The sequence below is a fragment of the Streptomyces sp. NPDC020489 genome, from assembly GCF_044386545.1.
In the GTDB taxonomy this organism is placed as follows: domain Bacteria; phylum Actinomycetota; class Actinomycetes; order Streptomycetales; family Streptomycetaceae; genus Streptomyces.
Genome location: NZ_JBIRUZ010000006.1, coordinates 206,828 through 220,058 on the forward strand (window position 1 = coordinate 206,828; position 13,231 = coordinate 220,058).

11 protein-coding genes are annotated in these 13,231 nt (G+C 70.2%); 9 read left to right on the forward strand and 2 right to left on the reverse strand.

Features of this window, described 5'->3' with window-relative positions; genetic code table 11:
• Nucleotides 1–119: 119 nt before the first annotated feature.
• On the reverse strand, nucleotides 120–2,918 hold the full coding sequence (locus ACH41F_RS18055) for a penicillin acylase family protein (RefSeq protein ID WP_391234363.1): 2,799 nt from the start codon (nucleotides 2,916–2,918) through the stop codon (nucleotides 120–122).
• A 248-nt stretch (nucleotides 2,919–3,166) separates the two neighbouring features.
• On the opposite strand from ACH41F_RS18055, the gene ACH41F_RS18060 reads away from it, so the two are divergent.
• The 6 genes from ACH41F_RS18060 (at nucleotide 3,167) to mscL (ending at nucleotide 8,898) form a co-directional block, all read left to right on the forward strand.
• Entirely contained in the window at nucleotides 3,167–4,705 is a 1,539-nt protein-coding gene (locus tag ACH41F_RS18060; protein ID WP_391234361.1) for a potassium/proton antiporter, read from the forward strand.
• 300 nt (nucleotides 4,706–5,005) lie between these two features.
• Entirely contained in the window at nucleotides 5,006–6,268 is a 1,263-nt protein-coding gene (locus ACH41F_RS18065) for an MFS transporter (RefSeq protein WP_391234360.1), read from the forward strand.
• A 68-nt stretch (nucleotides 6,269–6,336) separates the two neighbouring features.
• Entirely contained in the window at nucleotides 6,337–6,639 is a 303-nt protein-coding gene (locus ACH41F_RS18070) for an FmdB family zinc ribbon protein (RefSeq protein ID WP_391234358.1), read from the forward strand.
• Nucleotides 6,640–6,737: 98 nt separating this feature from the next.
• Nucleotides 6,738–7,571: an S-methyl-5'-thioadenosine phosphorylase gene (locus tag ACH41F_RS18075; protein WP_391234356.1), complete on the forward strand. Its 834-nt coding sequence runs from the start codon at nucleotides 6,738–6,740 to the stop codon at nucleotides 7,569–7,571.
• A 154-nt stretch (nucleotides 7,572–7,725) separates the two neighbouring features.
• Nucleotides 7,726–8,286 carry a hypothetical protein gene (locus ACH41F_RS18080; RefSeq protein WP_391234354.1) on the forward strand — a complete coding sequence of 187 codons (561 nt, stop codon included), beginning with the start codon at nucleotides 7,726–7,728 and terminating at the stop codon, nucleotides 8,284–8,286.
• 138 nt (nucleotides 8,287–8,424) lie between these two features.
• A complete protein-coding gene (mscL, locus tag ACH41F_RS18085) occupies nucleotides 8,425–8,898 on the forward strand; it encodes a large conductance mechanosensitive channel protein MscL (RefSeq protein ID WP_391234352.1) in 474 nt (157 codons plus the stop codon).
• A 115-nt stretch (nucleotides 8,899–9,013) separates the two neighbouring features.
• Here the strand turns inward: mscL and ACH41F_RS18090 are convergent, their stop codons facing one another.
• A complete protein-coding gene (locus ACH41F_RS18090) occupies nucleotides 9,014–9,193 on the reverse strand; it encodes a hypothetical protein (protein WP_391234350.1) in 180 nt (59 codons plus the stop codon).
• Between the two features lie 127 nt (nucleotides 9,194–9,320).
• On the opposite strand from ACH41F_RS18090, the gene ACH41F_RS18095 reads away from it, so the two are divergent.
• The 3 genes from ACH41F_RS18095 (at nucleotide 9,321) to ACH41F_RS18105 (ending at nucleotide 13,151) form a co-directional block, all read left to right on the forward strand.
• Nucleotides 9,321–10,547 carry a low temperature requirement protein A gene (locus tag ACH41F_RS18095; protein ID WP_391234348.1) on the forward strand — a complete coding sequence of 409 codons (1,227 nt, stop codon included), beginning with the start codon at nucleotides 9,321–9,323 and terminating at the stop codon, nucleotides 10,545–10,547.
• Nucleotides 10,548–10,587: 40 nt separating this feature from the next.
• Nucleotides 10,588–11,616, forward strand: coding sequence for a P1 family peptidase (locus ACH41F_RS18100; RefSeq protein ID WP_391234346.1), 1,029 nt, complete (start codon nucleotides 10,588–10,590; stop codon nucleotides 11,614–11,616).
• 314 nt (nucleotides 11,617–11,930) lie between these two features.
• A complete protein-coding gene (locus ACH41F_RS18105; protein WP_391234345.1) occupies nucleotides 11,931–13,151 on the forward strand; it encodes an Ig-like domain-containing protein in 1,221 nt (406 codons plus the stop codon).
• Nucleotides 13,152–13,231 lie beyond the last annotated feature (80 nt).

The window sequence follows — 13,231 nt, forward strand, 5'->3', positions numbered from 1 at the left end:
ACACCCTATTTGAGGGTTTTACTGCGTTGTGCTCGCGGGTGGGGGGGGGGGGCGGCCCCCCGGGGGGGGCCCCCCCCCGGGGGGGGGGGGGGCCCCCCCGCGGGTTCGCCGTCAGTGGCTCACGGCTTCAGCACCAGGGTGTCGCTCGTGCTCTTGTCGACCGCGCCCTTCGAGAAGGACCAGTCCAGCAGTTCGCCCTTGACCCACTTGCTCGTCTGATCCGTGTAGTGGGCGCTGTAGGCGTGCCCCGAGGCGCCGGTGAGGTTGATCCACTTCGACTTGTCGAGGTCGCCGAGGTTGACCACCATCCGCATCGACGGCACCCAGACGACGCCGTAGCCGCCGGCGGCGTTCCAGCCGGTCGCGTTGACCGTGGCCTCGCCGCCGCTGAGCTTCCAGGGGCCGCGGTTGAGCATGTACCGCACGAAGCCGGGTCCCTCGATGCCGAGCGTCTGGTTCTTCAGGAACAGGCGGTGCAGGCGGCCCCAGCTCCAGGAGTCGATGTCCTTGCCGAGCTTGGCGGTCAGCTCCCAGCGGGCGTCGATCATGGCGCGCTTGAACAGCTCGTCACGGTTGTCGGCCTCGGGCCGGTCGCCGACCCCGTCCGGGGTCTTCCACCAGGCGCTCTTCTCGTCGTCCATGAGGTTGCGCACGACCTCGAACCAGCGGTCGCCGCCGTCCGGCTGGGCCTGGTCGGCGTCGCGCTGGCCGCACTCGCGGACCTTCTTCGACTCGTCAGCGGGCCCGGTCGTGTTGATGGGGTCCACCCACAGGCACTGGCCCTTGACCCGCAGCTCCTTGGGCAGCTTGTTGCCGAAGGCGAGCTTGAGGATGTTGCGCCAGACCGAGTTGAAGTAGGCGGCGGCCGCCGAGTCGGCGTCCTGGGTGTAGTCCCAGCCCTCCAGCAGCTTCTGCGCCTCGCGGACGTCCTTGTCGTCGATGTCGATCTTCAGCAGCTTGGGCACGAGCAGCTTGGCGATCTCGCTGCTGTTGTCCAGCTGCATCTGGCGCATGTCGTCCGTGGAGATCTTGCCGCCGTCGTCGATCTTCGACTTGATCAGGTCGGTGATGCGCTGGCTGCGGGTGCCGTAGCCCCAGTCGGTGGTGAGCGTGTACGGGTACTTGTCCTTGTCGATCACGGCCTGGTTGGCGGTGACGATGTATCCGCGCGCGGGGTCGAACTCGTAGGGCAGCTGGTCCTTCGGGATGTAGCCGGTCCAGCGGTACTTGGAGTCCCAGCCCGGCTGCGGGATCGATCCGTCGACGCCGTCCGCGCGCGTGGGGATCTTCCCGGGCAGGGTGTAGCCGATGTGGTTGTCCGTGTCGGCGTAGATCAGGTTCTGCGAGGGCACGTCGAAGAGGGCCGCGGCCTCGCGGAAGCCGTCCCAGTCCGTCGCCCTGTCCATCGCGAACACAGCGTCCATGGAGGTGCCGGGGTCGAGGGCGGTCCAGCGCAGGGCGATGCCGTAGCCGTCGCCGCGGTCGGGGGCGGCGGCGTCGACGGTGGCCTTCTTGCCGACCTTGACCAGTTCGTCGTCGCGGTCGGACAGCAGGGGGCCGTTGGTGGTCTCGCGGACGACGATCGTCTTGGACTCGCCGCCGGCGACCTTGATGGTCTCCTCGCGCGTGGTGAAGGGCTTCACCTTGCCGTCGTACAGGTAGCCGTCGCTGCTGAGCTTCTCCAGGTAGAGGTCGGTGACGTCGACGCCGGAGTTGGTCATCCCCCAGGAGATGTCCTGGTTGTGGCCGATGATCACGCCGGGCATGCCGGCGAAGGTGTAGCCGCTGACGTCGTACTGGCACTTGCTGGAGAGGGTGCGGCAGTGCAGGCCCATCTGGTACCAGACGGACGGCAGCGAGGCCGACAGGTGCGGGTCGTTCGCCAGCAGCGGCTTGCCGCTGATGGTGTGCGAGCCCGCCACGACCCAGGAGTTCGAGCCGATGCCGTTGCCGTTCACGCCGACGGCCGCGGGAAGGTCCTCGAGGACACCGTAGAGGCCCGAGAGCTGGCTCTGGAGGGCCGTGGAGCCCGAGCCGGACGCGGTGCCCGTGGTGCCGCCCGTACCCGTGCCCGTGGTGCCGCCCGTGCCCGTGCCGGCGGTCGACGTCCCCGTGCCCGAGGTGCCGTCGCCCTGCTCGAACGCCTTGGTCAGCTCGTCGTACTGGCCTTCCTGGACGATCGCCTTGTTGCGGCTGTACGGATAGTCCGGGTACAGGTCCTTGATCTGCTTGGGGCCGAGGCGGCTGGTCAGCAGGGCGCGGTCGACCTCGTCCTGCATGTTGCCGCGCAGGTCCCACGCCATCGCCTTCAGCCAGGAGACCGAGTCGACCGGCGTCCACTGCTCGGGCTTGTAGTCGTTGACGAAGCCCAGGGCGGCGTACTCGAGGGAGATCTCCTTGCCGTCCTTGCCGTGCAGGTAGGCGTTGACCCCCTTGGCGTACGCCTGGAGGTACTTCTTCGTGGCGGCCGACAGCTTGGTGTCGTACTCCTTCTTCGCCACCCGGTCCCAGCCGAGGGTGCGCAGGAACTCGTCGTTCTTGACCTGCCCCTTGCCGAACATCTCCGACAGGCGCCCGGAGGTCATGTGGCGGCGCACGTCCATCTCGTAGAACCGGTCCTGCGCCTGGACGTAGCCCTGCGCCATGAACAGGTCCTCGTCGCTGGAGGCGTAGATCTGCGGGATGCCGTAGCCGTCGCGCTTGACGTCGACCGGTCCGGACAGGCCCTCGAGCGTGATCGAACCCTTGGTCTGCGGGAAGGAGGCACGGACGGTGCTGATCGACCAGTAGGCCCCGTAGGCGACGCCCCCGATGATGGCCAGCACCAGGACGAGGACGATCAGACGGGCTTTGCGCCCCTTTTTCCTGCCGGACTTGCCGGGCTTCTGACCCGATGAGGCGGTGGTGTTGGGGGGCATCGCTGTCCTTGCTGTCCTAACGCGAGCGGCAGGCGGGGCTGTGACTTTGAATGAGCGCTGGAGCAACCATAGGCGCAGGGCCCGACGCCACTTGACGCGGAGTCGGGAACCAGCGCGCACGGGCGTTCGATCTTGCCTGGGGAAGTGTCAAGAAATCGTCAAGAGTTAGGTAAGGTAACGAAGTACTTGGGTGCGGAGACCCAGCACTTCGTGTCCTATGTACGTGAGCCCACGCGCGCGTGCCGCCCGTGAGCCAGGGAAGGGAACAGCCGCTGACCGTCCACGACCTCAACCAGCTCCTGCTCGTCTGCTCGCTCGTCCTGCTCGTCGCCGTCGCAGCGGTCCGGATCTCCTCGCGCAGCGGGCTCCCCAGCCTGCTCGTGTACCTGGGCATCGGCGTCGCCATGGGCCAGGACGGCGTCGGCGACATCCACTTCAACAACGCCGAACTGACCCAGGTCATCGGATACGCGGCCCTGGTCGTGATCCTGGCCGAGGGCGGTCTCGGCACGAAGTGGAGAGAGGTCAAGCCGGCGCTGCCGTCCGCGACCGCGCTGGCGCTGGCCGGGGTCGCGGTGAGCGTCGGGGTCACGGCGACGGCGGCGCACTACCTGGTCGGGCTGGAGTGGCGTCAGGCGCTCATCATCGGCGCCGTCGTCTCCTCGACGGACGCGGCGGCGGTCTTCTCGGTGCTGCGCAGGATCCCCCTCCCCGCGCGCGTGACGGGCACGCTGGAGGCGGAGTCCGGCTTCAACGACGCCCCCGTGGTCATCCTGGTCGTCGCCTTCTCCACGGCGGGCCCGGTCGAGCACTGGTACGTCCTGCTGGGCGAGATAGCCCTGGAACTGGCCATCGGCGCCGCCCTGGGCATCGCGGTCGGCTGGCTGGGCTCCTGGGGCCTCAGGCACGTGGCGCTGCCCGCCTCCGGCCTCTACCCGATCGCGGTCATGGCGATCGCCGTGACGGCGTACGCGGCGGGCGCGCTGGCGCACGGCAGCGGCTTCCTCGCCGTCTACCTCGCCTCCATGGTGATGGGCAACGCCAAGCTGCCGCACTGGCCCGCCACGCGCGGTTTCGCCGAAGGGCTCGGCTGGATCGCCCAGATCGGCATGTTCGTCCTGCTCGGTCTGCTGGTCACACCGCACGAGCTGGGCGACGACGTCTGGCCCGCGCTCGTCATCGGGCTGGTGCTGACCATGGTCGCGCGCCCTCTGAGCGTGGTGCTGTGCCTGACGCCGTTCCGGGTGCCGTGGCAGGAGCAGACCCTCATGTCCTGGGCCGGGCTCCGCGGCGCCGTGCCCATCATCCTGGCGACGATCCCCATGGTGAACGGCGTCGACGGCAGCCGCCGCATCTTCAACATCGTCTTCGTCCTGGTCGTCGTCTACACCCTGGTCCAGGGACCGACGCTGCCCTGGCTCGCCCGCCAGCTGCGGCTGGGCCAGGACGCGGAGGCCGCCGACCTCGGCATCGAGTCGGCGCCCCTGGAGCGGCTGCGCGGGCACCTGCTGTCCGTGGCCATCCCCGAGGGCTCCAAGATGCACGGCGTCGAGGTCAACGAGCTGCGGCTGCCGGCCGGGGCCGCGGTCACCCTCGTCGTACGCGAGGGAAAATCGTTCGTCCCGCTGCCCACGACGGTGCTGCGGCGGGGCGACGAGCTGCTCGTCGTCGCCACCGACCCCGTGCGGGACGCGGCGGAGCGGCGGCTGCGCGCGGTGGGCCACGGCGGCAAGCTGGCCGGGTGGCTGGGCACGAACGGCGAGACACCGCGGCCCGAGCGGCGCTGAACGGGCACCCCGCGAGGCGGGATGTCGTTAAGGGCACGTTTCGTACGGTTCACACCCTGGGTAATCGCAGGCGGACGACTCCATGGTGCGCGTTTTCACAGGCGCACCATGCGTTGACCCCTGTACGATGAAGGCACATTCTGATCGAACCAACTCTGCCTGACGCAGGGCTGGCGCGACCGTATGGCGGCCGAGAAGCCCCTCCGCAGTGGGCGCCGGCATCTACCGCAGTCCGCGCAAGAGGACAGCTCTCGGCGCCCCCGCACGGGCGCGCTACCAGGCGGCAGAAAGGCACGGGCCGTGGCATCCACGGTCACCTCACGCCCGGGATACGGGCAGCTGCTGCGCACCCGCGGCGCCTGGACGTTCCTGCTCCCCGGCTTCGCGGCACGCCAGCCGTTCGCGATGCTGACGATCTCCATCGTGCTGCTCGTGCAGCACACCACCGGCTCGTACGGCGCGGCCGGCGCCGCGGCGGCCGTCACCGGCGTCTCCATGGCGCTGTTCGCGCCGTACAGCGGGCGCCTCGCCGACCGCTACGGGCAGCGCACCGTCCTGATTCCCGGCGTGCTCGTCCACACGGCCTCCGGTCTGACGCTGACGGCGCTCGCGCTGTCACACGCGCCCCTGTGGGCCCTGTTCGTGGCGGCCGTCCCCACGGGCGCCTCGGTGCCGCAGGTCGGTCCGATGGTGCGCGCTCGCTGGGGCGTGAAGCTCCAGGGTTCGCCCCTCATGACCACCGCGGCGGCCTTCGAGTCCGTCACGGACGAGCTGACCTTCGTCGTCGGCCCGCTGCTGGCCACCGCCCTGTGCACCGCCGTCGACCCGGCCGCGGGCCTGCTCACGGAGGCGGCGCTGACCCTGGTCGGCGGTCTGCTGTTCGCCGCGCAGAAGAGCACGCAGCCGCGCGTCGCCCTCGACAGGCACGCACGCGTGGAGCACGGTTCCGCACTGCGGGTGCCCGGCGTGCGCGTGCTGATCGTGGCGTTCCTGGGGATCGGCTCGGTCTTCGGTGGCATGCAGGTCTCGCTGGCCGCGTTCACCGAGTCGATCGGCGAGCCGGGCATGAACGGCGTCCTGTACGGCGTCTTCGCGGCGGGCAACATGCTCTCCGGTATCGTCTGCGGCGCGATCGCCTGGAAGGTGGCTCCGCAGCGGCGCCTCCTCGTCGGCTACGGCGCGCTCGCGCTGGCCGCCTCCGGGCTGTGGGCCGCGCACTCGGTGCTCGCGCTCGCCGGACTCGGCCTGCTGGTCGGCATGTGCATCGCGCCCGCGCTGATCACCGGCTACACGCTGGTCGAGACCCTGGTGCCGGCCGGCGCCCGTACCGAGGCCTTCACCTGGCTGACCGGCGCGGTGGCGCTCGGTCAGGCGGCCGCCGTCACGGCTGCCGGACAGCTGGAGGATCGCTTCTGGAACGGTGCCGGATTCCTCGTGCCGATGGGGGGCACGCTGCTCGCCCTGGGGACCCTGCTGGCGCTGCGGTCTCGCCTGATGGCCCGGCCCCGGACACGCACGGTGGCACGTGGCGTCGGTCACCGCGTGCCGGTGACGGTGGACTGATCCTCAGGAATACGTCACTATGGACCATCGTTAGCACTCATTGAGTGAGAGTGCCAGGAGGAAGACAAGTGCCGACCTACCAGTACCAGTGCACCGAGTGCGGCGAGGGCCTCGAGGCGGTGCAGAAGTTCACCGACGACGCTCTGACCGAATGCCCGAACTGCCAGGGCCGCCTCAAGAAGGTGTTCTCCGCGGTCGGCATCGTCTTCAAGGGCTCCGGCTTCTACCGCAACGACAGCCGCGGCTCCTCGTCGAGCACCTCGCCGGCGTCGTCGAAGCCGTCGACGTCCTCCGCGTCCACCTCGACCTCGTCGTCCTCGGACTCGAAGTCGTCGAGCAGCGGCACCTCCAGCAGCACCTCCGCCGCGTAAGGACTCGTTCGCGGGACCCTGTCGTCGTACGACGACGGGGTCCTCGGCGTTTGCGGAGCCGCCCCCTGCCCTCCGCGGGGGCCCGCTAGTGTGCGGGCATGGCGAACGCAGAGATCGGTGTAATCGGCGGCTCGGGCTTCTACTCGTTCCTCGAGGACGTGACCGAGATCCGGGTGGACACCCCGTACGGGCCGCCCAGTGACTCCCTGTTCCTCGGTGAGATAGCGGGCCGCCGGGTCGCCTTCCTGCCCCGGCACGGACGCGGCCACCATCTGCCGCCGCACCGGATCAACTACCGGGCCAACCTGTGGGCGCTGCGCTCGGTGGGGGCGCGCCAGATCCTCGGGCCCTGCGCGGTGGGCGGTCTGCGCCCGGAGTACGGGCCGGGCACGCTGCTCGTGCCGGATCAGCTGGTGGACCGTACGAAGTCCCGCGTGGGGACGTACTTCGACGGGTTGCCGCTGCCGGGGGGTGCCGTGCCCCACGTGGTGCACGTGTCGCTGGCCGACCCGTACTGTCCCGTCGGGCGGACGGCGGCCTTGAAGGCGGCGCGTGGGCGGGACTGGGAGGCGGTGGACGGCGGGACCCTGGTCGTGATCGAGGGGCCGCGCTTCTCGACACGCGCCGAATCGCTGTGGCACCAGGCGCAGGGCTGGTCCGTGGTGGGCATGACCGGTCACCCCGAGGCGGCCCTCGCCCGTGAACTCGAGCTCTGCTACACGTCCTTGACGCTGGTGACGGATCTCGACGCGGGCGCCGAGACCGGTGAGGGCGTCTCGCACGACGAGGTGCTGCGGGTGTTCGCCGCGAACGTGGACCGGCTGCGGGGTGTGCTGTTCGACGCCGTGGCGGCGCTGCCGGCCAACGAGGACCGGGACTGCCTGTGCACAACCGCGTTGGGTGGCATGGATCCCGGGTTCGACCTGCCGTGACGTGGTGGAGGACGGTGGCCCCGAGCGGATGGAACTCCTCGTTCGGGTGAGGGAGTTGTCCACAGTCGGGCGCTGATCCACCTGTCCCGGCGGGCGACGGCGCGAGGCCTCATCGTGGCCTTGCAAGCCGAACCCTCGCGACAGGTGGTGCCCCGTGTCCTACGGTCCGTCCTCCCCTCCCCCGCACCTCTCCCCGCTCTCCCCGCTCGCTCCGCGTCCACCGGGCGCCGACGCCCCCGCCACCTGCGAGGTACCGCACTTCGCCCCGGTGCGGGTGGGTGGCGGACGGCGTCAACTGGCCCGGCTCGTCAGGCATCGCAGGCGGGCCGTGGCGGCGGGCCTCGCCGTCACCGCCGCCGCGCTGGTCGCCGTCGGCCCGGGCGAGGCCGACGGGGCGCGCGGGCATCCGGTGGCCGAGCCGGTACGGGAGCGCCGCGCCGTCGAGATGGTGACGGCGCCGGTACGGATCGCCGATGGGGCCACGGTCCTGTTGCTGCGGCCGGGCGACCGGGTCGACGTGATCGCCGCCGAGACGACGGCGACGGGCGGTGACGCCCAGGTGGTCGCGCGCGGGGCGCGGGTGAAGAAGGTGCCGGAACCGCTCGAAGACGCCCCGGAGAGCGGCGCGTTGGTCGTGCTCTCGGTGCCGCGCCCGATCGCGGCACGTCTCGCGGGGGCGAGCGCCACGGCCCGGCTGGCGGTGACACTGTGCTGAGCCATGCGGACCGCCTGCTGCGCGGATTCCTGTCAAGTCCCTCTTACGAGCTACCCAATTGGACAGGGTCGCCTCGCGTTGACGTAGGTTGCGGAGCTGTTTGTTCCACACCCTGCGCGTACGAGGAGAGTCCCCTAGGTGAGCGAGAAGAAGACGAGCCTCTGGGAGGGCTTCAAGGCCTTCCTGATGCGCGGGAACGTCGTCGACCTGGCCGTCGCGGTGGTCATCGGCGCCGCCTTCACCAACATCGTCAACTCGGTGGTGAAGGGCATCATCACGCCGCTGGTCGGAGCGATCGGCACCAAGAACCTCGACAGCTACAGCTCGTGCCTCCAGGCCCCGTGCAAGGTCGCGCCGGACGGGACCGTGCTGAGCGGCATCCCGATCCGCTGGGGCACCGTGCTCGGCGCGACACTCAGCTTCTTGATCACCGCGACGGTCGTGTACTTCCTGATGGTGCTGCCGATGTCGAAGTATCTGGCCCGGCAGGAGGCCCGCAGGAAGGCGAAGGAGGGCACGCAGGAGGTCATGGACGTGACCGAGCTGGAGGTCCTCAAGGAGATCCGCGACGCGCTGCTCGCGCAGCGGGGGCCCGGCCACGACATGCGCTAGCGGTCACGGTCCGGGCGGCGGTCCGGCGGGTCCGGGCGGGGGTCCGGCTGGTCCGGGCGGCGGCCAGGCCGCTTCGGGCGGCGGCCGGGCCGGTTCGGGCGGCGGCCCGGGTCGGTCAGAGGTGGTGGGGCGGCTTCTCGTCGAGGAAGCGCTTCAGGTCCGCCGCGCTGTCGGTGCCGGGTCGCTCGCCCCACCCGCGGTCCGTGTCGTCCGAGGACTGCTGGTCCAGCGGGTCGTCGAAGATCAGCGACGGCTTCGGGGCGCGCGGGGGCTCGGGGTCGGGGACGGTGCTCATGCGTCCAGGGTACGGCCCTGGGGGCGACCGGCGTCCGGGGAGGGCGGAGGCGGAGGAGGAGGCGACGGACAGTGCTTGTGAATCCGTTCACAAGAATTTCCGGCCGGTATCTGCTCTGCTAGGACGCATGACGTCCAGTTCGACTCCCCCGCCGGTTCCGTCCACGGATCGCTCCAGCCCGCTGCGCAGGCTCACCGCCCGCGCCCGCGACGAGAGCCACCGGGTCGCCTCGCCCCTGGAGCTCTTCTTCGACCTGTGTTTCGTCGTGGCGATCGCACAGGCGGGCGCCCAGCTCGTGCACGCGGTGGCCGAGTCGCACACGGGCGAGGGAATCCTCAACTACGCGATGGTCTTCTTCGCCATCTGGTGGGCCTGGATGAACTTCTCCTGGTTCGCCTCGGCATACGACAACGACGACGTCCTCTACCGGGTCGTCACCCTCGTCCAGATCGCCGGCGTCCTGGTGCTGGCGGCCGGGATCTCGCGGGCGTTCGAGGACCATGAGTTCCTGGCCGTCTGGTTGGGCTACCTGATCATGCGGCTCGCCATGTCCGCGCAGTGGCTGCGCGCGGCGCGATCGAGCGAGGGACCCGAGCGGACGACGGCCCTGCGCTACGCCTTCGGGGTGCTGCTCTGCCAGGTCGGCTGGCTCGGCCTGCTCCTGCTGCCCGAAGGCGGGCGGCCCTGGGTCTTCCTGGTGATGGCGGTCCTGGAGATGTGCGTGCCGCTGTACGCCGAGAAGGACTTCGCCACGTCCTGGCATCCGCACCACATCTCCGAGCGGTACGGCCTGTTCACGATCATCGTGCTCGGCGAGACGATCGCCGCGGCCACGGTCGCCGTGAAGTCCGCCGTGGACGAGCACGAGGCACTCGGAGAACTGCTGCCGATCGCCGCGGGCGGGCTCCTGATCATCTTCTCCGCCTGGTGGATCTACTTCGTGGTGCCGATCCACGGTCATCTGCGTTCCAACCGGCAGTCCTTCCTGTGGGGGTACGGCCACTACCTGATCTTCGCCTCGGCGGCCGCGATCGGCGCCGGGCTGGAGGTCGCGGTCGAGCAGGCGGTCGGCCACGCGCACATCTCCACGCCGGCGGCGTCGGCCGCGGTGACCCTGCCGACCGCGCTCTTCCTGCTCACCGTCTGGGCACTGCACTCACGCCACTTCAAGGTGGGCATCGCCCAGCAACTGGTGCTGCCGACCACAGCTCTGCTGGTGATCCTCTGCACGTTCCTGGGCGACTGGGCCGTCCTCGCCGCGGGCATCGTCTCGGCGCTCGCGGTGGCGACCGGGGTGACGCTGACGGCGCGCATGGCGGCCCGGGAGAGCAGAGCGGCCGTACCGGTCGGCTGACCTCCTGGGGCGGCGCCGCCGGCTGGACGAGACTGGTCCCATGACAGTTGACGCTCTGACGGATGTCACCGGCGTGCGCGTGGGACACGCGACACGCGTCGGCGACGGATGGCTCACCGGTACCACCGTCGTGCTCGCCCCGGAGGGCGGGGCCGTCGCCGCCGTGGACGTGCGGGGCGGCGGGCCCGGAACCAAGGAGACCGACGCCCTCGACCCGCGCAACGTGGTGCAGAAAGTCGAGGCGATCGTGCTGACCGGCGGCAGCGCGTACGGACTCGACTCCGCGTCCGGTGTGATGGCGTGGCTGGAGGAGCGCGGGCGCGGAGTGCCGGTCGGGGTGGACCCGGCGCATGTCGTTCCCGTCGTACCCGCGGCCTGTGTCTTCGACCTGGGCCGGGGCGGCGACTTCCGCGCCAGGCCCGACGCGGCCACCGGCCGGGCCGCGGTCGAGGCGGCCGCGGCCAGCGAGGTCGGCGCGGCGGTGGCGGAGGGGGGCGTGGGCGCCGGTACGGGTGCCGTGGTCGGGGCGATGAAGGGCGGAGTCGGTACCGCGAGCACCGTTCTCGACTCGGGGATCACGGTCGCCGCGCTGGTGGTTGCCAACGCGGCGGGCTCGGTGATGGACCCCGAGACGGGGGTGCTGTACGGGGAGTTGTTCCAGGGGCGCGTGAACTATCCGGAGGCGAGCGTTCATGAGGCCGCGTGCCGACGCCTCGCGGAGGGTGCGGCCAGGAACGCGCCGCCCCCGCTGAACACCACGCTCGCGGTGGTCGCCACCGACGCGGACCTGTCGAAGGCGCAGGCACAGAAGCTCGCCGGCACGGCGCACGACGGCATCGCGCGCGCCGTACGGCCGGTGCACCTCCTGCACGACGGCGACACCGTGTTCGCGCTGGCGACCGGACAGCGCCCGCTCGACACGGGGCACCCCCTCGCGCTGAACGACGTCCTCGCGGCCGGCGCCGACGTGGTGACGCGCGCGATCGTGCGGGCTGTGCGCGCGGCCGAGTCGGTGGAGGGTGCTGGTGGAGTGTGGCCCTCCTACGGGGAGTTGTACGGGGGCCGATGACGGAGGGCGGGACGGGCGGACAGTGATGACGGAGGTGGGGCGGCCGGGGGCGGACAGCCGCGCCCACGCCGGGGGTTGAGCGCCGGTGCGGGAGGCCTGGGAGGCCCGGGAGGTCTCCTGTCCACGGCGCGCGGATCCCGTCGCCGTGGGCGGCACGAAAGTGGCGTGATGTGGCGCAAAGTGTGCGATTGATGTCCCGGTTCTGTCACGTGATGGCGTTCACGGCTGTCGGAGGGAACCCGTGCGGTCATGGATGCGCTCTTTCTCCACACAGAGGAACGGATCACGCACATCACACGAACCTGGAGCAGCTCGTGACTACGCCGGACATATCAGCGCGGCGCGCACTCGGGGCCTGTGCCGTCCTGGCGGTCGGCGCCCTCACCCTCACCGCCTGCGGCGGTGGTGCCGATGCCGGGAAGGACGACGGCAAGAACGGCGGGGACTCACCCAAGTCGTCGGACGCGAAGATCGTCATTTCGGCCAAGGACGGTTCCACCCGCGCGTCGATCAACACGACGGCGGTCAAGGTCAGCGGCGGCAAGCTGGCCGACGTGAAGATGACGGTGGCGGGCACGGGTGAGTCCGTGCCGGGGTTCATCTCGGCGAACGGCGGGAGCTGGAAGCCGAAGGAGCAGTTGGAGCGCGGCACGAAGTACGAGATATCGGCGACCGCGAAGGACTCGGACGGACGGACCACCACGGCCGATTCGACGTTCACGACCGTCAGCAAGGCGAACAGCTTCATCGGGACGTACACGCCGGACAACGGGACGACCGTGGGCGTGGGGATGCCCGTGTCGTTCACCTTCGACAAGGCGATCGGCGACAAGAAGGCCGTGCAGTCGCACATCAAGGTCACCACCACCAGCGGGCAGAAGGTGGTCGGGCACTGGTTCGGCTCGCAGCGGCTGGACTTCAGGCCCGAGGAGTACTGGAAGGCCGGGTCCAAGGTCACGATGAAGATCGACCTGGACGGGGTCGAGGGCGCGAACGACGTCGTCGGGGTACAGAAGAAGACCGTCACGTTCACGGTCGGGCGGTCGCAGGTCTCGACGGTCGACGCCGACACGCAGACCATGACGGTCGTGCGCGACGGGAAGACGCTCAAGAAGGTACCGATCTCGACCGGTGACGCGCAGTACACCACGTACAACGGCCAGATGGTGATCTCCGAGAAGTTCCCCAAGCTGCGCATGGACAGCAGGACGGTCGGCCTCCAGAACGCCTACGACATTCCGGACGTGCCGCACGCGATGCGTCTGACGCAGTCGGGGACGTTCCTGCATGGCAACTACTGGTACAACAAGAGCAATCCGCCCTTCGGCCGGCAGGGCACCAGCCACGGCTGTGTCGGGCTCCAGGACGTGCGGGGCGGACAGGGGGACACGAACGCCGCGTGGTTCTACGACAATTCGATGCTCGGGGACGTCGTGATCGTCAAGAACTCCCCCGACAAGACGGTGTCGCCGGACAACGGCCTCAACGGATGGAACATGTCGTGGGCCGAGTGGATGGCGGGAAGCGCCGTGTGAGCGCCCGCCGAGCGCGGGGGCGCACGGGGACCGGGGCGCGCCGTCCGGGGCGCCTTGACGCGGCAACCACCCTCTGACCG

Bases quoted from the DNA above. Each gene is read 5' to 3' on its own strand.
- ACH41F_RS18095 (WP_391234348.1), top strand. From the start codon at position 9,321: ATGACGTCCAGTTCGACTCCCCCGCCGGTTCCGTCCACGGATCGCTCC.
- ACH41F_RS18100 (WP_391234346.1), top strand. From the start codon at position 10,588: ATGACAGTTGACGCTCTGACGGATGTCACCGGCGTGCGCGTGGGACAC.
- ACH41F_RS18075 (WP_391234356.1), top strand. From the start codon at position 6,738: ATGGCGAACGCAGAGATCGGTGTAATCGGCGGCTCGGGCTTCTACTCG.
- ACH41F_RS18090 (WP_391234350.1), bottom strand. From the start codon at position 9,193: ATGAGCACCGTCCCCGACCCCGAGCCCCCGCGCGCCCCGAAGCCGTCG.
- ACH41F_RS18055 (WP_391234363.1), bottom strand. From the start codon at position 2,918: ATGCCCCCCAACACCACCGCCTCATCGGGTCAGAAGCCCGGCAAGTCC.